The sequence below is a fragment of the Burkholderia sp. HAN2018 genome, from assembly GCF_024704855.1.
Classification (GTDB): domain Bacteria; phylum Pseudomonadota; class Gammaproteobacteria; order Burkholderiales; family Burkholderiaceae; genus Burkholderia; species Burkholderia cepacia.
This window is the reverse complement of sequence record NZ_QOBB01000121.1, coordinates 1-21,345: the sequence shown is the minus strand read 5'-3', so window position 1 is coordinate 21,345 and position 21,345 is coordinate 1. Positions and strand designations below refer to the sequence as shown.

The 21,345-nt window shown below is 68.1% G+C and carries 16 protein-coding genes; 4 read left to right on the top strand and 12 right to left on the bottom strand.

Annotation, left to right across the window (positions count from 1 at the left end):
• Window positions 1–1,063: PLP-dependent aminotransferase family protein (locus DPV74_RS25735; RefSeq protein ID WP_162923138.1), on the top strand; the 1,063-nt coding region annotated here is incomplete at its 5' end.
• Window positions 1,064–1,160: 97 nt separating this feature from the next.
• Window positions 1,161–3,392, top strand: a complete 2,232-nt coding sequence (locus DPV74_RS25730) for a penicillin-binding protein 1A (RefSeq protein WP_119338212.1) — start codon at window positions 1,161–1,163, stop codon at window positions 3,390–3,392.
• Window positions 3,393–3,437: 45 nt separating this feature from the next.
• On the opposite strand, the gene DPV74_RS25725 is transcribed toward DPV74_RS25730, so the two are convergent.
• From DPV74_RS25725 to DPV74_RS25710, 4 genes are all read right to left on the bottom strand, one after another.
• Window positions 3,438–5,354 carry a WG repeat-containing protein gene (locus DPV74_RS25725; protein WP_119338211.1) on the bottom strand — a complete coding sequence of 639 codons (1,917 nt, stop codon included), beginning with the start codon at window positions 5,352–5,354 and terminating at the stop codon, window positions 3,438–3,440.
• A gap of 57 nt (window positions 5,355–5,411) precedes the next feature.
• A complete protein-coding gene (locus DPV74_RS25720; protein ID WP_226129438.1) occupies window positions 5,412–5,864 on the bottom strand; it encodes a hypothetical protein in 453 nt (150 codons plus the stop codon).
• A 180-nt stretch (window positions 5,865–6,044) separates the two neighbouring features.
• Window positions 6,045–7,145, bottom strand: a complete 1,101-nt coding sequence (gene add, locus DPV74_RS25715) for an adenosine deaminase (RefSeq protein ID WP_119338210.1) — start codon at window positions 7,143–7,145, stop codon at window positions 6,045–6,047.
• A 46-nt stretch (window positions 7,146–7,191) separates the two neighbouring features.
• Window positions 7,192–8,541 (bottom strand): NCS2 family permease, encoded by a 1,350-nt coding sequence (locus tag DPV74_RS25710; RefSeq protein WP_021161168.1) that lies wholly within the window; start codon window positions 8,539–8,541, stop codon window positions 7,192–7,194.
• A 95-nt stretch (window positions 8,542–8,636) separates the two neighbouring features.
• Between DPV74_RS25710 and DPV74_RS25705 the strand changes: the two genes are divergently transcribed.
• On the top strand, window positions 8,637–9,548 hold the full coding sequence (locus DPV74_RS25705) for a LysR family transcriptional regulator (protein WP_027790547.1): 912 nt from the start codon (window positions 8,637–8,639) through the stop codon (window positions 9,546–9,548).
• A 48-nt stretch (window positions 9,549–9,596) separates the two neighbouring features.
• Here DPV74_RS25705 and DPV74_RS25700 read toward each other — a convergent pair whose 3' ends face one another.
• The 7 genes from DPV74_RS25700 to DPV74_RS25670 all read right to left on the bottom strand — a co-directional run bounded on the left by DPV74_RS25700 (window position 9,597) and on the right by DPV74_RS25670 (window position 16,647).
• Window positions 9,597–10,649: a nucleoside hydrolase gene (locus DPV74_RS25700; protein WP_119338209.1), complete on the bottom strand. Its 1,053-nt coding sequence runs from the start codon at window positions 10,647–10,649 to the stop codon at window positions 9,597–9,599.
• A 10-nt stretch (window positions 10,650–10,659) separates the two neighbouring features.
• Entirely contained in the window at window positions 10,660–11,772 is a 1,113-nt protein-coding gene (locus DPV74_RS25695; RefSeq protein ID WP_059697066.1) for a porin, read from the bottom strand.
• A 169-nt stretch (window positions 11,773–11,941) separates the two neighbouring features.
• Entirely contained in the window at window positions 11,942–13,252 is a 1,311-nt protein-coding gene (locus DPV74_RS25690) for a hypothetical protein (RefSeq protein ID WP_119338208.1), read from the bottom strand.
• 398 nt (window positions 13,253–13,650) lie between these two features.
• Window positions 13,651–15,078: an MFS transporter gene (locus tag DPV74_RS25685; protein ID WP_060359875.1), complete on the bottom strand. Its 1,428-nt coding sequence runs from the start codon at window positions 15,076–15,078 to the stop codon at window positions 13,651–13,653.
• A gap of 170 nt (window positions 15,079–15,248) precedes the next feature.
• A complete protein-coding gene (locus tag DPV74_RS25680; RefSeq protein WP_119338207.1) occupies window positions 15,249–15,824 on the bottom strand; it encodes a hypothetical protein in 576 nt (191 codons plus the stop codon).
• A gap of 218 nt (window positions 15,825–16,042) precedes the next feature.
• Window positions 16,043–16,426 (bottom strand): DUF2750 domain-containing protein, encoded by a 384-nt coding sequence (locus DPV74_RS25675; RefSeq protein ID WP_119338206.1) that lies wholly within the window; start codon window positions 16,424–16,426, stop codon window positions 16,043–16,045.
• The gene (locus tag DPV74_RS25670; RefSeq protein ID WP_119338205.1) at window positions 16,426–16,647 is read right to left on the bottom strand and encodes a hypothetical protein; all 222 of its coding nucleotides are present in this window, start codon (window positions 16,645–16,647) and stop codon (window positions 16,426–16,428) included. The genes DPV74_RS25675 and DPV74_RS25670 overlap by 1 nt, the downstream gene beginning before the upstream one ends.
• Before the next feature lie 453 nt (window positions 16,648–17,100).
• Here DPV74_RS25670 and DPV74_RS25665 point away from each other — a divergent pair, with 453 nt between their 5' ends.
• Window positions 17,101–19,557, top strand: a complete 2,457-nt coding sequence (locus tag DPV74_RS25665) for a DUF3772 domain-containing protein (protein ID WP_027790542.1) — start codon at window positions 17,101–17,103, stop codon at window positions 19,555–19,557.
• 122 nt (window positions 19,558–19,679) lie between these two features.
• Here DPV74_RS25665 and DPV74_RS25660 read toward each other — a convergent pair whose 3' ends face one another.
• Entirely contained in the window at window positions 19,680–21,191 is a 1,512-nt protein-coding gene (locus DPV74_RS25660) for an aldehyde dehydrogenase family protein (protein WP_027790541.1), read from the bottom strand.
• Window positions 21,192–21,345 lie beyond the last annotated feature (154 nt).

Sequence of the window (21,345 nt, the reverse complement as noted above, 5' to 3'; positions counted from 1 at the left end):
CGCGCGCGGCGCCGGCGCGCCGTCCGGCTATGCCGATCCGCAAGGCGCGCTGCCGCTGCGCGAAGCGATCGCCGACTACGTGCGCCGTTCGCGCTCGGTGCGCTGCGAGGCCGGCCAGGTCGTGATCACGAGCGGCACGCAGCAGGGGCTGCACCTCGCGAGCCAGCTGCTGCTCGGCGCGGGCGACCGGGCCTGGGTCGAGAACCCGGCCTATCGCGGCATCACCGCGCTGCTCGAGAGCACCGGGCGACACGACGCGATGGTGCGCGTGCCGGTCGACGCCGACGGCCTCGACGTCGACGCCGGCATCCGCCTCGCGCCCGATGCGCGCACCGCGTTCGTCACGCCGTCGCACCAGTATCCGCTCGGCATGCCGCTCAGCATGGCGCGGCGCAATGCGCTGCTCGCGTGGGCGCGTGCACGCCACGCGTGGGTGGTCGAGGACGACTACGACAGCGAGCTGCGCTACGAAGGTTATCCGTTCCCGTCGCTGCAGGGTCTCGACCCCGATCGCGTGATCTACCTCGGCACGTTCAGCAAGATCCTGTTTCCGTCGCTGCGGCTCGGCTACGTGATCGCCCCCGACGATCTCGTGCCCGCGTTCTGCGGCGCGCGCGCACTGATGGATCGCCATGTGCCGACCGCCGACCAGCACGTGCTGGCCGCGTTCATCGCGGAAGGCCATCTCGACCGTCACATCCGCCGCGTGCGCGGCGTGTATGCGGAGCAGCGCGCGCTGCTGATCGACACGCTCGGTGCGCGGCTGCCGCGCGAACGCGCGTGGGTGCAGCCGGGCGATCAGGGGATGCACGTCGTGCTGTGGCTCGCGGACGGCATCGACGATCTCGACGTGGTCGAGCGCGCCGCGCAAGCCGGCGTGGCGGTGCGCGCGGTGTCGCCGATGTTCGCGCCGGGCACGGCCCGCCCGGGGCTCGTGCTGGGCTTCGGCGGGTTCGGCCGCGCGCAGATGGAAGCGGCCGCGCAGCGGCTCGCGGACGTCGTATCGTCAGCGGAATCGCGGCGGCGGGTGCCGCAAAAGGTTGTCGACGGGCAACAAACGTAATCGTCTGTAAATCCTGCAAGCAAACGGCCGTTTTAGCGGGCGTCGCACGTGGGTCGTTTGCTAGGATCGCGCCTCCTCCATCCGCGCTCCTGCCGCCTTGAACCGCTTCGTGCCGCTTCTTCGAGACGCGTGGCTCCGTTGCCGCGCCCGCGTCGCACCGCTGGCCGCCGCCAGCCGCGCGCGCATCCGTGCGCTGTGCGCCGGCGCATGGCATCGCCTGCGCCATCCGACGCGCCGCGGCGTCGCGCTGACGCTCGCCGCGATCCCGCTGGTCGGCCTGCTGGTGCTGCTCGCGTTCGTGCCGTTCACGCCGAGCATCGGCGACATCCGCAAGGCCCGCATCGACCGCCCCGCGCGCGTGCTGTCGGCCGACGGCCAGGTCATCGCCGAATTCCGGCCCGTCAATCGTGAATGGGTGCCGCTCAAGCAGATCTCGCCGCACGTGGTCAACGCGCTGATCGCGACCGAGGACCACCGCTTCTACGCGCATCACGGCATCGACTGGCGCCGCACGCTCGCGGCCGGGCTGCATACGTTCTCGGGCAGCCGCCAGGGCGGCTCGACGATCACGCAGCAACTCGCGCGCAACCTGTACCCGGACGAAGTCGGCCGCGCACCGACGCTCACGCGCAAGGTGAAGGAGCTGATCACCGCGTTCAAGATCGAGACGGTGTACAGCAAGGACGAGATTCTCGAGACCTACCTGAACACCGTGCCGTTCCTGTACAACGCGTACGGCGTCGAGATGGCCGCGCGTACCTACTTCGGCAAATCGGCCGACCAGCTCGACATCGTCGAAAGCGCGACGCTCGTCGGGATGCTGAAGGGCAACAGCTACTACAACCCGGTGCTGAATCCGGAACGCGCGGTCCAGCGCCGCAACATCGTGCTCGCGCGGATGGCGGCGATGGGCATGCTGTCGCCGCGGCAGCTCGCGCAATTGCAGCGCCGGCCGCTGCGCGTCGATTTCGAGCCGCAGACCGCTCAGCCTGGCCCGGCGCCGCACTTCGCGGTGCAACTGCGCAAGTGGCTGATCGCCTGGGCCGACCGCAACAACTACGACCTCTACTCGGACGGCCTCGTCGTGCGCACGACGCTCGATGCGCAACTGCAGGACATGGCGACGCAAGCGCTGACGCAGCAAACCGATCGCCTGCAGGCAGTCGCCGACAGCGCATGGCGCGGCCCGTCCGGCTGCGGGCTGCGCAACGACCTGTTCCGCGGCTTCATCCGGCAGACGCCCGACTATCGCGACGCGCGCGCCGCTGGGCTCGCCGATGTCGCCGCGCTGAAGCAGCTCGGCGCGAATCGCGCGTTCATGCATGCGTTGTGCGAACGCAAGACGCAGGTGCAGGCCGGCTTCGTCGCGATCGACCCGCGCAACGGCGCGATTCGCGCATGGGTCGGCAGCCCCGACTTCGGCAGCGAGCCGTTCGATCACGTGGTGCAGGCGCGGCGCCAGCCGGGTTCGACGTTCAAGCCGTTCGTCTATGGCGCCGCGTTCGCGGACGGCATGCGGCCGGGCGACACGTTCGTCGATCGCCCCGTCGCGATCCCGATCGGCACGCACGCGGTGTGGCGTCCGACCGATGCCGAGCCGCCGACCGACGCGCCGATGACGCTGCGCGACGCGCTCGCGCTGTCGCGCAACCGCATCACCGCGCAGGTGATGCAGCGCGAAGGCGCGGCCAGGGTCGCGCAGCTCGCGCGCGCGATGGGCGTGCGCGAAAGCCCGCTCGACGCGGTGCCGTCGCTCGCGCTCGGCACGAGCCCCGTCACGCTGAAGGAAATGGTGTCCGCCTACGGGACGATCGCGAATCGCGGCGTATACGTCGCGCCGCAGATGATCACGCGCATCGAGGATCGCGACGGCAAGGTGCTCGCCGCATTCAACAGCGCACCGCCCGAACGCGCGTTGCCGGTGGCCGCCGCGCAGACGCTGGTCGACGTGATGCGCGGCGTCGTCGATTACGGGACCGGCGAGGACATCCGTTCGCGCTACGGGATCCGCGTCGACGTCGCGGGCAAGACCGGCACGACGCAGGACAACACGGACGGCTGGTTCATCCTGATGCATCCGCAACTGGTGGCCGGTGCGTGGGTCGGCTTCGACGACGGCAACGTGACGCTGCGCAGCGACTACTGGGGCGCGGGCGCGCACAGCGCGTTGCCGATCGTCGGGGCGTTCTACGATGCGGCACTGCGTACGCGCGCGATCGATCCGCGTGCGCAGTTCTCGCCCGACTTCCGGCCGCGCAGCGCACCGGCGCCGGCGCCGAAACGGCGTCCGCACCCCGGCCTGTTCGACTGGCTGAGGTTCTTCCGCTGATCGTCGCGCCGGCACGCCACGCCGGCATGGACGACAGCGGCCCGGCTACCGCCGCGTCGTCGTCGCGTGCCCGTCCGCGTACAGCCATACCGGTACGCCGTCGTCGCGCAACGCGGCGACCGGTTCGCCCATGCTCCAGTTCTGCGCGACCTCGGCACGACGGACGTACCACGGCATCAACGTCGTGTGCCCGGCGGCGGCGTCGGGATCGTCGTCGAACAGCGCATCGTCGCCGATCCGCGTGTAACGCGCCGGATGCAGCACGGTGCCGTCCGCGCGAAACACCGTCGCCCGCACGTCGTCACCGCTCTCGTCCTGCACGCAGGCCAGCCAGCCGTGATCGGCGCCCCAGAACAGGCCGGCCATGTCGTCGTAGCGCCCCTGCACGACCGTCGCGCCCGTCTCGAGATCGCAGATCGCAAACTTCGCCGGCTCGCCCGGCAGCACGCCGATCGCGTAACGCGTGAACAGTTCGCCCGGCACGGCTTCGTCATCGGGCAACCACGGCAGCGCCCCCATGTTGACGAAATCGAACGGCGTCAGCACGTGGCCCTGCCCGTCCACGATCGCGCAACGCCCGTCGTCGCGCCGCACGATATGGCGGATCGCGCCAAGCTCGGACAGCATGTCCGTCCGTTCGTCGTCGGTCAGCGTGGCGATTTCCGCGTAATGCGGCTCGACGACGACCCGGCCTTTCGCATCGACCAGGCCGACATGGCCGTTGCGCCACGCGAGGAAGGCGCCGCATTCGGACGACCATTCGAGCGCGGCCCACTCGGGCGGCGCGCGCCATTGCCCATCGCGCCCGATCAGCCCCCACTGCTCGCCTTCGGATACCGCCGCGACGGCGCCGTTCACGAATTCGTGTGCATCGTCGAAGCGCGGCGGAATCACCCACGCACCGTGCGTGTCGACGAAGCCCCAGCGGCCGTCCAGGCTCGCGGACGCAACCCCGCCGGTGAATTCGCCGAAATCGTCGAGCGACGGTTCGAGCACCCACGTGCCGTCCGTGCCCACGAGCCCGAACCGCTCGCCGACGCGCACGCACGCGACGTCGCCGCTGAAATCCCACACGGCGTCGAACGCCGGTTCGCGCACGATCCGCATCTCGTCGCCACCACCGTCGCCATCACCATCGGCAAACAGCAGGCCGACCTTCCCGTCGCGCGCGGCCCACAGCAACCGGCGATCGCGCGCGCCGCTCGTCCACAGGTTCGTCCACGCGGGCGGCACGATCACGCGCCACGCGTCGTCGACTTCCCGCCGCACGCCCCACAGGCCGTTGCGCGCGCGAAAGCTGAACGTGCCGTAGCCGAGCCAGTTGCCGTGCACTTCGCCGGCGTCGAACATCTCGGCAAACGCCACGCCGCGCGGCGGCTCCTGTCGCTGGAAATAGTGATGCGACACGCCGCCGAACCCGAAGCCCCACGCCCAGTCGCGCCAGTCGGCGGGTGTATCGATCTCGAGCACGTCGCGCACGCCGCGCACGTCGCGGAAATCCATGCAGTTCGCGACCCGCCACCACAGGCGCGTGCAGTTGTCGCGCTCCTCGCGGATGTATTCGTCCGGATCGCCGCCGTCGAGCCATGACAGTTCGTCGAGATTCGCGGACAGCCGCGGTGCGCCATGCGCATCGCCGAACGCATCGATCGACTCGCCGAGGTGACGCACGAGCGCATCGAACTGGCGCGCGAGCGCCGGATCGTCGCCGGGCAGCGGATACGCGACGACGAACGACGCGAGCCGGCTGAGTCGCGCATGCGCCGCGCGTGCATCGCTGGCGAGGTTCGGCGTGCCGGCGTCGCCGAACACGCGCTGATCCGTTATCGCGTCGCCCGCGCCGCCGTCGGCCAGCAGCACGCGCCACAGCAGCGGAAAGTGATTGTTGGATTCCGCGAACTCGATCGTTCGCGCGTCGTCGCCGTCACCGGCCTGAAGATAAAGCCATGATCGATTGCCCATCGGAAGGGTCGCCCTCGTCGTGTCGTCGTGTATCGCGGTACGTCGGCTCGCACGCCGTCAGCGTGCCGCGGCCGGCGGCGAATCGCCGCGGCGCGCGACCCGATACAGCTCGGTGCCGTCGACCTGGAAGCCCTGCACCGTGCGCAGCAGGACGCCCGTGGTCGAATGCTTCGTGGTGAAGCTGTTGCCCGTGATCGACGTGACCTGATACGGCGAGCCGATCGGCATCTTGATCAGCTCGCCGCCCGGCACCTCGAGCACACAGGCGCCCGGCGGCGCCTTGTCAGGGCCGTCGGTTTCCAGCTCGGCCTCTTGCGTCGGTGCCGTTTCGACACTCCATTGGCCGGCGTCGCGCCCGCGCAGCACGATCTTGCCGCCCACTTTCTCGACGCGCAGCGTCGCCGGCTTGCCGGCGGCCGGCGCGTAATCGCCGAGCAGCCCGTCGCAGGCACTGCCGGCTCGCGCGGACATCGAGACGAACAACATCAGACAGAAAACAGGAATACGCACGGCGGGCCTCTCAGGATTCGAATTGTTGTCGGAATGCCGGCGCGGGCGCGCACGGCGGCAGCGGCACGACCGGGTGCCGCCGGACGCCAATATAGCGAACGCGACCGACGTGCGCCAGCCCGCAAGGCTGCATTTCCACCTGAACGAAGTACCGGCCGGCCGATGTGGCAGGCAATGCGCTCAACCGGTCGCGAGCGTCGCGGCCAGCGTGTCGAACTCCGGCACCCACGCCGCGCGCCACGCGGCCTTTGTCGCGTCGTCGACCCACGCGCCGTCGATCCCGTTCAGCATGAATTGCTTGAGATCGGCGACCGTAAAGCCGAAGTGGCTGAACATCAGCTCCCACGCCTCCGACGGGTTGACCTTGTGCAGCGTCGGATCATCGGTGTTCGGATGGATCTTCAGCCCGAGGCCCGGCATCTTGCGCATCGGATGCCGTTCCGCCCATTGCTCCGGCGGCAGCGTGCGCAGGTAGTACGAATTCGTCGGCACGACGGTGAAGACGATCCCGCGTTCCGCGTAGCGCGCGCACAGCTCGGGGTTGTCGACGATCGTATAGCCGTGATCGACGCGATCGACCTGCAGCAGATCCACGGTCGTCTCGACGTTGCGCCACGGCATCCCGAACTCGCCCGCATGCGCGGTCGTGCGGAAACCGGCCGCGCGCGCATTGCGGTAAGCCTTCCAGAACAGCTCCGGCGGCCGGTCGTTCTCGCGATAGTCGATCCCGAGCCCCGCCACTTCGTCCGCGCGATGCGCCTTCATCCATTCGACGATCGCCACGGCCTCGTCCGGATCCTGCTCGCGGTCGATGCTCGGGATCAGGCGCGCGCCGATTCCGAAGTCGCGCGCGGCGTCGCGGATCGCCGTCACGATCGCGGCCTGCGCGTCCGCATACGCGATCCCCGACACCCGCACCGTGCCCGTCGGGTTCCAGAAGTATTCCGCATGCCGCACGTTGTGCGCGGCCGCATCCTCCAGATACTCGTAAGCGATGCGCCGCAGGTCATCGGGCCGCGTGAGCAGATACTTGTCGAGCGCGCGCAGCACGTGCAGCACGCCGACCGGCTTCTCGCCGCGCGCATAGAACGCGTCGATCTCCGCGCGCTCGATCGGCGCGCCGCTGCGTTCCGCGAGCGCGACGAACGTGTCGTGCCGCACCGCGCCGAGCAGGTGGCAATGCAGCTCGACCTTCGGCAGCGCGTGGAAGAAGGCCCGATGGGCCGGCGTGATCTCGATGCCCGTGCGCGCGGCCGGGACGTTACCTGGTGTTGCCTTCATTGCAGTCTCGTTTTGGGTAGTGCCGATACGTCGCGAAAGCCGTCTCTCAGTGCGGCTTCACGACGGTCCAGAAGTAATAGCCGAGCGGCAGCGCGAGCACGACGAGCCCCCACGACACGTCGCGCCGGCGGCCGGCCAGCAGCTTGACGAGCACGTAGCACAGCAGCCCGCCCGCGATGCCGGTGCCGAAGCTGTTCGACATCAGCGTGAGCAGCACCATCGACATCACGGGCAGCGCATCGGTGAAGTCGTCGAAATGCGTATGGCGGATCGTTGCGAACATCGACAGCCCGATCAGGATCAGCGCCGGCGCGGTCGCCTCTTTCGGGATCGCGAGCGCGACCGGCACGAACAGCAGCATCGCGGCGAACAGCACGGCCGCGGCCAGCGACGACAGCCCGCTGCGGCCGCCGGCCTCGACGCCTGCCGCCGATTCGATCAGCGCGGTCAGCGCGGGAATGCCGAACACGGGCCCGATCGTCGCCGCGAGCGAATCGACGAGGAACGGCCGGTTGATGTTCGGCAGGTTGCCCTGTTCGTCGAGCAGGTTCGCCTTCGCGCCGACCGCGAGCGCGGTGCCGAGCGTCGAGAAGAATTCCGCCGCGAAGAATGCGAACAGGTACGGCGCGGCCGCGAGGCTCAACGCGCTGCCGATGTCGAGCTTGAACGCGATCGGCGCGATGCTGTGCGGCAGCGACACGAACGACGCGGGCAGATGCGTGACGCCGAGCGGCACGCCCGCCGCTGCCGCGACGAGGATCGCGATCAGGATCGCGCCGGGCACCTTGCGCGCCTGCAGCACGATCGCGACCGCCAGGCCGATCAGTGCGACGAGCGCACCCGGCCGCGAGAAATCGCCGAGCGCGAACGCGTTGGTCTTCGCGTTCGCGACGACCATCCCCGCATTGCGCAGCCCGAGCATCGTCACGAACAGCCCGATCGACGCGCCGAGCCCGAGCTTGATCTGCACCGGTATCAGCTTCATCACGACGCCGCGCGCGCCGAGAATCGTCAGCAGGAAGAACAGGATGCCCGACACGCACGCGATGCCGAGGCCCGTCTGCCAGCCCACATGCTCCGTCGTCGCGAGCGTCACGCCGATGATCACGGAGCCGCCGATGCCGGGGCCGACCAGGAACGGCAGGTTCGCGTAGAGCCCCATCAGCGTCGTGAACAGCACGAACACGACGATCGTCGCGGTCGTCGCCGCGCCGCGCTCCATGCCGCCCGTCGCGAGCAGCGACGGGATCACGACGAGCAGGTACGCGGCCGCGAGAAACGACGTGACGCCCGCGATCGTCTCGGTGCGCACGCTCGTGCCGCGCGCGGCGAGCGCGAAGCGGCGTTCGAGCCAGTTGGCCGGCGCACGCGCCGGCATCGTGTCAGTCGCTGACATGGTGGTTCTCCTGTGATTCCGAATATTGTCCTGTGTCGATGCACGCAGCGCGGTCTTATACTGCCGCGTACCGTATCCCCGACCGTTATTGCCCGATGTCGTCCGACCGCTCGTCGCTGCTGCCCGCGCTCACGCTGCGGCAGGTCCAGCACTTCGTCGTGCTCGCCCACGCACGCAGCTTCACGCAGGCCGCGCAGGCGCTGTCGCTCACGCAGCCCGCGCTCACCGCGTCGATCCGCCAGATCGAGTTCCTGCTCGGCGGGCGCCTGTTCGCGCGTTCCGCGCACCGGCTCACGCTCACCACCGCTGGCGAAGCCGTGCTGCCGCTCGCCGAACGCCTGCTCAACCAGGCGCGCGGCACCTTCGACGACATGACGCGGCTCATCGGCGAACGCATCCAGACCGTGCGCATCGCGTTCATCCCGTCGGTCGCCGGCCGCCTGCTGCCCGCGCTCAACGCACTGCGCGACGCCCACCCGACGCTGCGCTTCACGCTCACCGACCTGCCCAACAGCGCACTCGTCGAGGCCGTGCGCGACAGCGTCGCGGATCTCGGCATCGGCGTACGCGAACCCGACAGCGACGACGGCACGCTGCGCTACCGGCAGCTGTTCGAGGACGAGATCGTGATCGTCGTGCGGCACGACGATCCGCTCGCCCGCGCGAAGAGCGTCACGTGGGCGAAGCTCGTCGATCGCGAGCTCGCGGTGTTCGTGCGCGGCAGCGTCAGCGAATCGCTGCATCGCACCGGCGGCGCCGAGAAGCTGCGCCTGAACGTCACGTACCGGATGGAATACACCGAGCCGCTCTACGCGCTCGCGCGCAACGGCCTCGCGACCGCCGTGCTGCCGAGCCTCTATACGATGCATCTGCACGATCCCGAACTCGTTGCGTTGCGCGTCGACAAGCCGCGCGTCACGCGGGCGATCTCGCTGATCTCGCTCGCCGGCGACGATCGCGGCCCGCATGTCCGTACGTGCCGCGAGTGGATTGCGAAGCACATCTGATGGCGTCGACCGAGTGCGGTTCGCCGTTCGCCGCACGAGCGCCCGCGCTCAGGGCAGCTTCGCGATATGCTCGACGAGCGTCGCATAGAAGCGGTCCGCGTCGACCTCGTTGATCCACGTCGCGTTCGCCGCGCGGCCGCTGCGCCCGTTCCAGTCGACGACGGTCTCGCCGAGCGTCCACTGCCCGGTCGTCTCGACCATCACGTTCACCTTGCGCCCGCCGAACAGCGTCGGATCGACGAGGTAGCCGACCGCGGTCGGGTCGTACATCGGCGCGTCTTCAGCGCCGCGCCGCTTCTTGTTGTACGCGAGTTCGGCATCCATGATGTCCGCGACGATCGCGCCGCAGCGGTTGCCGAGCGCACGGAACGGTGCGACGCGCGCCGGCGTGATCGGCGCCTTCACCGCGACATCGCGCGGCAGCACGACGATCGGCACGCCGCTGCCGAACACGACTTCGGCCGCCTGCGGATCGACATAGATGTTGAACTCGGCGGCCGGCGTGATGTTGCCGCGCTCGAAAAACGCGCCGCCCATCAGCACGATCTCGCGCAGCGCACCGCGAATCTGCGGCGCCTCGACCAGCGCGGTCGCGACGTTCGTCAGCGGGCCGAGCGCGCACAGCGTCACGCTGTTCGGCGCCGCGCGGCTCAGCGTATCGACGAGATACGACACCGCGTGGCCGGCGGCAAGCGGCGCGCGCGGCACGGGCAGCTCGACGCCTTCGAGCCCCGTCTTGCCGTGCACGTTCGCGGCCGTCACGAGCTCGCGCACGAGCGGCCGCGGGCAGCCCGCGTAGACCGGCAGCGTCTTCGTGCGGCCGGCCCAGTCGCGGATGATCCGCGCATTGCGCTCGGTCAGGTCGAGCGGCACGTTGCCCGCGACGGCGGTCAGCGCGCGCACGTCGAGGCGGTCCTGGGCGCCCAGCGCGAACAGGATCGCGATGGCGTCGTCCTGCCCCGGGTCGGTATCGATGATCACCGTGCGGCGCGCGGCATCGCCGCCGGCGGCGAACGCGCCCGTTTCGGGCAGCAGCGCGGTGCCGGCCAGCGCGGCGGACAGTTTCAGGAAGGTGCGGCGGGATGCGATCGGATGAGTCATGGTCGGGCGCTCAGAAAACGTGCCGGACGCCGAGCGTCGCCATCATCTGGCGCGTGCCGGTCGAGCGCGCATACGCGAAGATCTGCGCATGGTCCGCGTCGCCGGCCGCCTGCTGCGCGATCACCGTCAGCGCGACGTCGGTGCGTTTCGACAGGTAGTAATCGGCCTGCAGGTTCACCTGGTGCCATTTCGGCCGCTTGTCGATCACGTCGTACTTGCCGTTCGTGAACGCATACGCGGCGCCGAGAAAGAGCTGCGGCGTCATCGTGTAGACGATGTTCACGCCGAGGTTCTGCAGGTGCAGGTGCGAATTGTCGAGGTAATCGTAGCGCACGTCGGTAAACATCGCGGCGAACTGCGCGCGGCCGATCGTGTAGAAACCGCCGGTGCCCGCGATCCGCTGCCGGCTGGCGTAAGCCGCGGGCGTCATCGCGCTCTTGCTGAAGATCAGCAGCGGCGACGCGTAGTCGTTCGCGATCGCGCCGTCCTGGTTCGTCGCGCTGTAAGGGTGGTTGTACTGCGCGTAGACCGCGCTCCAGCGCAGCGGGCCCTGCTCGTAACCGAGCCCGAAGCTGTAGGCGCTGTTGTTCGCGAAGCCCGTCGCATTGCTGAAGCCGTACAGCGCGGTGAATTTCAGGCCGTGGTACACCGGGCTCACGTACTTCACCGAATTCTGCACGCGGATATCGTTGTAGCCGTTGTCGTTGTCGCCGATGTTCACGCCGTTGCTCGCGATGATCACCGGCCCGATGTAGTCGTGGATCGCATCGTACTGGCGGCCGAACGTCAGCGAACCGTAGGTGCGGTCGGCAAGGCCGACGTAGGCCATCCGCCCGAACTCGCGGCCGTTCTGCGCGGCCGTGCCCGTCATCACGTTGAAGCCGTTCTCCAGCTGGAAGATCGCGGACAGCCCCTGCCCGAGATCCTCTTTGCCCTTCAGCCCCCAGCGCGGGTTCTGGTTCGTGCCGGACAGCGCCTGCCAGGCGTTCTTGCCGCCCTGGTTGGTCGCGAACCCGACACCGGCCGAGATGAGACCGTACAGCGTGATGCTGCTTTGCGCACAGGCATGCGTCGCGAAGGCGCCGAGCATCGCGAGCGGGGCGAGCTTGTAGAGAGTTTTCATGCGGGTCGTGTGATCGGTGGTGGTCCAGGTGCGGCAGGGTTCCGCGAAACTGGCCTCGACTATACGAACCCGGATCGGATAATAAAAGTTTGCTTTTCTTATGTCTCAATAAAACGGATTTATTCTCATCCCGGCATCGCCCGCGGCCGTCAGCCCCGCGAACCGGCGGTCAATCCGCCGTGTCGCCGCCCTTCGGCACCTTCGACCACGCCTTGCGCCCCGGCATCGGCGACCAGGCCGGGCGGGTCTTGCGCGCGCTGTCGACCACGACCAGATAACGGCCCGCGATCGGCGTGATGTCGCGGTCGCGACGCAGCACCCACAGCGATTTGCCGGCCTCGACACGCGCCTGATAATCGTCGTCGAGCAGGCCGTGACGATCGAAGAACGTGTTCAGCGACGCCGGAATCCGCACGCAGCCCTTCGAGTGCCGGATGCCGAGCAGCGCTTCGAGCCGGTCGGGATCGGTCGCATGCATCTGGAAGCGCATCGGCGACACGCCGCCCTTGCCCCAGCCGCGCTCGCCGTCCACCCAGCCGAAGTCGTAGATGCGCATGTCGCGGCGGCCGTAGCCGCGAATGCCGTTCTCGTTCGTCGTGCCTTCCGCGCGGAAATCCATGTTGTCGGGCGAGTGATGGAACACGCCGAGCGGCGTCAGGAAATGGTCGTACTTGCCCGGCAGCCCGGTGCCGACCGGCGATGCGCCGATCATCAGCCACGCGTTGGCCGGCGTTGCACGGAAGTAGATGAAGAGCGCCTGCACGTTCGGCGCGCGGTCGACCATCGCGACGTATTCGCCGGCGAGGTCGCCGAGATCCGCATCGGCGAGCGCCTCCTGGAGCCGCTGGCCGTAGGCGCGCTGCTCGCTTGCGGGCACGTTCAGGCGCCGCGTGACTTCCTGCGTGAAGCGCTTGCGCATGTCGACCGCGCGCGCCGTCGCATTTTTCGCCTCTTCGGCCGATAGCGGCGGATGACGGCGTGGCGGTGTCGGCGCGGGTGCTTCGGCCTCGCTCGCGGCGGTGGCGGAAGCGGCAGAAGCGGCAGAAGCGGCATCGGCAGCGGAAGTGCCGGAAGCAGTCGATGCACCCGATACCGCGCTGGCAGGCTCCGCATGACGCTCGTGCGACGCTGCAGACGCGGGCTGTACGGCCGATGCCCCCGACGACGCATGCGCAGGCGAGCCACGATGCGCATGAGACGCCGCCGACGCGGGCGGTGCAACTGATGAGGATGACGGAGCAACGGACGACGAAGCGTCGGACGCGGCAAACGCGGGCTGCCCGGCAAGCACGGGAACGATCAGGGCAACAGCGAGCGACACATACGCGGCGACTGTGCGGGTGCGGCAACGCGACTTCGACATGCGCCGCGTCAGGCTGAAAAGCATCATACGTTCGAAGCCATCGGCCGATCCGGCCGCCGCATGCTGCAATTGCGGGCGGCGCATCTTCCGCGCGAGCCATCGACACGTCCGGCGCATCGTGTGCGCCCGGCGCCGACGCCTCTTCGCGGCGGAGCCGTTCGCCGATGCAACGCGTACGGTCCGATGGCGGCTAATGAGTCGTCAGGCCCTTCATTCTACGCGTCCGAACAGGAATCTTCAGCGACGCAAGTCGCGGTTTCACGGCGAATTTGCGCTTCGTCACGCTTTGTTTCAACTCGTTGCCGCCTGCATCTTTCGATGCATGGCAATCTTGCTGGTTGGACATTCGAGTCCGACAAAGGGCGCTGCTTTTTCGCCGCGGTGCGAGGGCTTCGCCGAATCGATTCGGAAACCGGATCATTCCCGACGAGCCGTACGCACCGGCCGCGCAGTGCGATGCCATCGCATGGCACGCATGCAGCACGAAGCGTGCGACACGCGTGCACGATCGCCGGTCACTTCGAGATGGCTTCGAGCGCGATGCCCTTCGTGCGCGGCCCCATGAACCCGATCGCGGCCATCACGATCACCATCGCGCCCGCGATGAACGCGAACACGCCGAAGGTGCCGAAGCCCTTCAGCACGGCCGCGATCACGAACGACGAGAAGATCGCCGAGAAGCGGCTCCACGAATAGACGAAGCCGACGGCCCGTGCGCGGATCGACGTCGGGAACAGCTCGGCCTGATACGCGTGGAAGCTGTACGACATGATGTTGCTGGCGAGCGTGAGGCCGATGCCGAGCACGATCAGGAATGCGCCGACCGTCGTCTGGCTGAACAGCAGCCCGCAGACGACGATCGCCGCCGCCATCGCGACGATCACCGACTTGCGCTCGAAGCGGTCGGCGATCACGAGGCCGATCAGCGGGCCGACCGGTGCGGCGAGCGCGATCACGCTCGAATACATCAGGCTCGACGTGATCGTGATGCCCTGCTTGATCAGCAGCGTCGGCACCCAGTTCGCGAAGCCGTAGAAGCCGACCGTCTGGAACACGTTGAAGATCGTCATCATGATCGTGCGGTTGCGATACGGCTGCACCCACATGTCGCGGAAGCTGCCGCGCGGCGGCACGGGCTCGGCGGGCGCCGGCGGCGGCAGCGGCCGTCCGTATTCGGCTTCGACCTTCGCCTCGAGCGCGCGCATGATGCGGTCGGCTTCGTCGACCCGGCCCTGCTGCGCGAGCCAGCGCGGGCTTTCCGGCAGTTCGCGGCGAATCCACCACACGAACAGCGCGCCGTGCGCGCCGATCAGCACGACCCAGCGCCAGCCATCGAGGCCGAACGGTGCGTGCGGCACGAGCAGGTAGGCGAGGAACGCGACCACCGGCACCGCGACGAACCCGACCGCCTGCTCGCACGCGAATGCGCGCCCGCGGATCTGCTTCGGTACGAGCTCGGATATATACGTGCCGATCGTCACCATTTCGACGCCGAGGCCGAGACCGACGACGAAGCGCCAGAAGTTCAGCCCGGCCGCGGTGTCCTGGAACGCCATCACGACGTTGGCGGCCGTGTACCACAGCAGCGACCACGTGAAGATCGCGCGGCGGCCGAAGCGGTCGGCGAGGAAGCCGCATGCGATCGTGCCGATGAAGAGGCCCGAGAACAGCGCGGCGATGAAGCTCGCGACGCCCGTGGTGCCGAACAGGCCATGCGTCGTCGCGGAGAGGATGCCGCTTTTCACGAGGCCGGGCGCAACGTAGCCGCTGTAGAGCAGGTCGTAGAGCTCGAAGAAGAAGCCGAGGCTCAGCAGGACGACGAGCTTCCAGACGGTACGCGTGGGCGGCAGGCGGTCGAGGCGGGCCGAGATGGAGCCGGGGTCGATCGCCGCAGTATGGGCGACGCCGACTGCGGTGAGGGAGTCGGGCTGGGTGGATGCCATGGTGGCAAGTCTCCGGATTCTTGATCGATTTTGGCGCTGGCAGAGGGGAACTGCGAGCGGCTTCGCGCATTTTAGCGAGGCGCGCGTGAGCGCATCAATCGGCTGAAGTACGGCCCGCACGGTTCAGTGGCTCACACGGAACCTTCCCGACACTCCCGCCCGCTCCGGCATCAACCGACCGGCGGGATACCGGTGGTGAACCTGACGCCCTTGTTCGCGGCACGCAATATCGCATCGGCCAGTTGATCGCCGACGACGATGTATGACGCAGAGTCGTATTGTCGGCCCATACCGTTGGCCGGAAAGTCGGCACGCAAGACCAGCCTTCTGAACCCGACCGTGGCGTCGGGAAACCCCGGGATTTTCACCACGATCGGCTCGGACGCGTCGCGATCGACCACGTCGACCTTCGTCGTCGGATTGAGCAGGAAGTACGCACCTTCAATCGCCTCTGCGCCCGACCCGATCATTGCCGGGATGAACTGCACATCGTCGTCGTCCACCCGGGCTTCGATCGCCACACGCACCGCTTCGTTGACGAGCGGAACCAGGATATCCGACCAGATGACGCCGTAACCCCGCATCCTCGCCCGCCCGTTCCGCGGCAGTTCGAACGACAGGGGCACGGGTGTTGCGATGCGCGTTGCCGCCTGCAGTTCGAGACGGCCGATCCCGCTCGCGGCCTCGTCGTAGCGGGCCATTCGGCTGGCCGGATAGTCCGCTTCCGTGGTCCAGATTTTCGTCATGCTTCCTCATCCGGTTCGGATGTGCCTCTCGCGCTCACTCCGTCAGTGTCCCCGAACCTCGGTGCCATGTTCCACCGGCTCCGGTTCATGCAGAACGATCCCAAGGACCGGCCGACAGGGACGCCCGGCGAGTGACTTCGCATTGGTTGATGTGGATGGCATATCCCTTGCACCACCCTGCCGATCCGATTCGTGTCCGGTAACGAACGCGCGTGAATTTACTCATACTGCGTCAACTCCGAGCGGATCGACGCCAGCAGATCGAGCGGCAACACAAGAAGCCCGCTGTCTTCCGGCGTCGGAAAAACGGTACATACCCTTTGATCCCTTTCCATCCCGGGCAACCAGCGCGACAGAAACGCATCGAGCGGAATCGCCCGCGCATGAAAGCCCGCCCATTCGTCCCCGGCGCAGATCGCCGCGAAGTCCTGCTCGGGCCAGAATGGAATCGCGATGCGCCCCTGCGCGGTTGCGGTCGCCCAACCCGTATCGAACAGGCCCCAGACGACCTCCGAGTCGGCAATCTTGCGAATGAAACGATCGGACCGCGCGTGAGCGTCGAGCCGCAGAACGTTTTCGATCTTCCGTGGGTGAGCCGCCATCAATCGTCTCCGCGTCGATGTCGGACCTGGCGGAAATCGGCGACGGGCTTGCCCGGGATCGGCATCGTGCCGGCCGCCGGCGCGGGCCGGCCGACGTTCGCACGGCCGATACGCCGCGCGCCACGTGCACCGAACGGCACGATGCCGTCCGAACCGGCATCGGTCGGCCCCGGCGCAGCCCATTCGTCCGCCGTGCCTGCTGGAAGTGTTTGATCTGCCACGCGCTCGGGATGCCTGTCGTTGTTCGCGTCCGGATGCCCGGCAACGGCTTCCGTGTGTCGTACCCCGGACGACCTGCCGGCGGCTCGCGGCATTGTACGACGGCCACGCGCCGGGAAATGTCCGGTCGCCGGTCTGCCCCAGGGCCGCGCACGGCGATCATGCCCCGTTTATCGGGGTCGTCGTTGCGCCGACTTTATGTAAATTTCGTAACCGTCTGTCCCGCCGCCTGCCCTGACCGATCGCCGAAAACACCCCTCGTCCCGACCGACAGCCCCCGGCAAAGCAAGGCGAACGGGATTTTCCGCGGTCCGTCGCTCATGCCCGCCACGGAGACGCCACAAATGCAGATTCGGTAATGTTCGCCCCACACCCCGGTAACATGCTACCGGGCCAACCACCGGCTTCCGGGCACCTTTCGGCGCCCGGCCTTGTCGGCAAATCGTAAGCATTCCATGTCCATACAACGACTATCCACGTACGCTCGCCGAATCGCGCTGATCGCGTTGCTGCAGTTCGCTGCGATCGCAACCGCGTCGGCGTTTCCGGAGGCCGCTTCCGCCCCGGGCGCAAGCGGCGTCGGCGCGCCCGTGCCGGCCATCTCGCTGAACGACGCCGTCGCGCAGCTCAAGCAGATGCAGGTCGAGCTCGACCGCATCAAGCAGCAGACTTCGACCGCGTCGAGCAGCAAGGAGCTGGACGCGCTCGACGACTCGGCGCAGGAGCTGAGTGCCGACGTCGTGAAACTGCAAAGCGATCTCACGCCGCAACGCGCGCAGATTCAGGCACAGCTCGACGTGCTCGGGCCGCCGCCCGCCGAGGGCGCCGCGCCGGAAACGGCAGCCGTCGCGAAACAACGGGCCACGCTCGACGCGCGCAAGACGCAGCTCGATGCGGCGCTGAAGCAGGCCGCCGACCAGAAGACCAACCTCACGAACCTCGCCGAACAGTTCGCGAAGCTGCATCGCAGCCTGCTGAAGAACCAGCTCGCGTTCCGTTCGGGCGGCATTTTCAGCGCGCAGTTCTGGCTGCCGCTGTTCCATCTTTCGCCGGACGATACCCAGCGGCTCGGAGACTTCGACGAAGAAATCCACGACATGCTGCGCTCGTCGTGGGTGCCCGGACAAAAGGCGATCACCGCGCTGCTGCTGATTGCCGCGATCGCGGCCTGGCTCGGCGGCCGCCGGCTCCTCGAGCGCGGGCTCGCCTGGTTCTGCGTGAACCGCCTGCCGGCCACCCGCTTGCGCCGCAGCGCGCTGGCGCTGTCCATCGCGCTGTCGACCCTGCTGGCCACCGCCGTTGCCGTTCAGATCCTTTACCTCGCCGTCGCGCGCCGTTACGACCTCACGCCGGGGCTGACCGATCTGTGGGACCAGTTCGCGAAGCTCGCCGCGACCTGCGCACTGATCGCCGGGCTCGGCCGCGCACTGCTCTGCACGAAGCATCCGTCGTGGCGCCTCCCCGCGCTCGCCGATCCCGTCGCGCTCGCAATGAAGCCGTTCCCCGGCATCCTGGCCGCGCTGCTGCTCGTGTCCGGCACGCTCGAATCGATCAACCGGATCGTCGACACCAGCCTGTCGGTCACGCTGTTCGGTCGCGGCATCGTGTCGCTCGTCGTCACGCTGACGGTCGGCGCGTCGTTGTTGCGCGCCAACCGCGCGCGCGCCGCGCTCGCGGCGGCGGGCGAGGCACCCGAGCAGCGCTCGACGCTCGCGGGGTTGATCCATGCCTGCGTCACGCTGGCGATCGTCGCATCGCTGATCGCACTCCTGATCGGTTACGTCACGGTCGCGCGCTTCATCACGTACGAACTCGTGTGGTTCGAGATCGTGCTGTGCACGACCTACATCCTGATCCAGTTGACGCGCGACGCGAGCGAAAGCCTGTTCTCGTCGAGCCTGTCGACGGGGCAGCAGATCAAGCACCTGTTCGCGCTCGAGGATCGCCACCTCGACCAGGCGCGCACGGTGCTGTCCGGCTTCGGTACGAGCCTGCTGATGCTGATCGCGGCCATCGCGCTGGTGACGGGCGGCTTCGGCACGACCCCGGGCGATCTCCTCGACAGCGCGGTCGCGATGATCGGCAGCCAGCGGCTGCAGAGCCTGAACATCATGCCCGACCGGATCCTGAACGCGGTAATCGGGTTCGCGATCGGCTTCTACCTGTTGCGCTCGCTGCGACGCTGGCTCGACAGCGAGTTCATGCCCGCGCTCGGCATGGATACCGGGATGCGCGTATCGCTGATCACGCTGTTCACCAACGTCGGCTACGTACTGCTGGTGCTGATGACGCTCGGGCTGCTCGGCGTGCGGTGGAACAACCTCGCGTGGATCGTCAGCGCGTTGTCGGTGGGTATCGGCTTCGGCCTGCAGGAGATCGTGAAGAACTTCGTGTCGGGGCTGATCCTGCTGACCGAGCGCCCGGTGAAGGTCGGCGACATGGTCAGCATCGCGGGCGTCGAAGGCGACATCCGCCGCATCAACGTCCGCGCGACCGAGATCCAGCTCAGCGACCGCTCGACCGTGATCGTGCCGAACTCGCAGCTGATCTCGCAGAACGTGCGCAACGTGACGATGGGCAACAGCACGCAGGGCGTCGCGACGCTGGTGCTGACGTTCCCGCTGAACACCGATCCCGAGCAGGTGCGCGACCTGCTGCTCGACGCGTACCGCGAGCACCAGGCGATCCTCGAGAAGCCGGCGCCGTCGGTCACGTTCAGCCAGCTCACGCCGGACGGGATCACGCTGAGCGTGACGGGCTACGTGTCGAGCCCGCGGATCGCGAGTTCGACGAAGAGCGATCTGCTGTTCGAGATCCTCAAGCAGTTGCGCGCGGCGGGGATCACGCTGTCGAGCCCGCAGATGCTGGTCGTGCAGAACATGCCGGCAATCGGAGAGGCAGGCAACGCATAGCGACGCATGGAGACGCATCGCGCGCTCCACCGTCCGCATCGGAAGAAACGAAGGGCCGGTACCGCAACGCGGTAACCGGCCCTTCTCGTTTACGCACGGCGCCCGATTTCGGGCGCCCCGCCTCACACGTCGAACTTCACCCCCTGCGCCAGCGGCAGCTGCCGGCTGTAGTTGATCGTATTCGTCGCGCGGCGCATATACGCCTTCCACGCATCCGAACCCGACTCGCGGCCGCCGCCCGTTTCCTTCTCGCCGCCGAACGCGCCGCCGATCTCCGCGCCGCTCGTGCCGATGTTCACGTTGACGATCCCGCAATCGCTGCCCGCTGCCGACATGAACTGCTCGGCCTCGCGCATGTCGTTCGTGAAGATCGCCGACGACAGGCCTTGCGGCACCGCGTTGTGCAGTTCGATCGCGTCGTCGAAGTTGTCGTAGACCATCACGTACAGGATCGGTGCGAACGTCTCGCGCTCGACCACGGCCGATTGCTTCGGCATCCGCACGATGGCCGGACGCACGTAGTACGCATCCGCGTGACCGACGTCGACGCGCTCGCCGCCCTTCACCTCGCCGCCCTGTTCGCGTGCGTCGCCCAGCGCCTTCTGCATCGCATCGAACGATGCGCGATCGACCAGCGGGCCGACCAGCGTGCCTTCTTCAAGCGGGTTGCCGACCTTCACCGACGTGTAGGCCTTCTCGATGCGCGGCAGCAGTTGCTCGACCAGGCTGCGATGCACGATCAGGCGGCGCAGCGTCGTGCAGCGCTGGCCGGCCGTGCCGACCGCCGCGAACGTGACCGCGCGCACCACGAGATCCAGGTCCGCGCTCGGCGCGACGATCATCCCGTTGTTGCCGCCGAGTTCGAGGATGCCGCGCGCGAGACGCTGGCTCAGCACCTTCGCGACTTCCTGGCCCATCCGCACGCTGCCCGTCGCGCTGACGACCGGCACCTTCTTCGACGCCGTCAGCACCTCGCCGACATCGCGCATGCCCAGCACCAGCTGGCTCAGGCCCTTCGGCGCAACGCCCGGATGCGTCTTCTCGAACTCGCGGAGCGCCTTCTCGAGCAGCACATGGCACGCGATCGCGGTGAGCGGCGTCTTCTCGGACGGCTTCCACACGACCGAATCGCCGCACACGAACGCGAGCGCCGCGTTCCAGGCCCACACCGCGACCGGGAAGTTGAATGCCGAGATCACGCCGCACACGCCGATCGGGTGCCACGTTTCCATCATCCGGTGGCCCGGGCGCTCGGATGCGATCGTCAGGCCGTAGAGCTGGCGCGACAGGCCGACCGCGAAATCGCAGATGTCGATCATTTCCTGCACTTCGCCGAGGCCTTCCGACGTGATCTTGCCGGCTTCGAGCGTGACGAGGCGGCCCAGTTCGGCCTTGTGCTCACGGAGCACGTTGCCGAACACGCGCACGAATTCGCCGCGCACCGGCGCCGGCACCGTGCGCCACTTGAGGAATGCGTCGTGCGCGGCGTCGATCTTGCGCTCGGCGTCGGCGGGCGTGTCGACGGCCAGCGTCGCGAGCGTCGCGCCGTCGAGCGGCGAACGCGCGGTCAGCGCATTGCCTTTCCACTGGGCGAGATCGATATCGAGCGCGGCAAGAATGTCGTTGAATTGCATCACTTCCTCTTCAGGGACAGATTGATCGGTGCGGCGGCAGCGCCGCCCGCGTGATTCGATTGGAGCGCGTTCGCGCGCCCTGTGCAAGCGGATGCGCCGCGCGGCAGGCCCGGTGCGCCGCACGGCGCATCGCGCCGCGCCGCCGCCGGAAGCC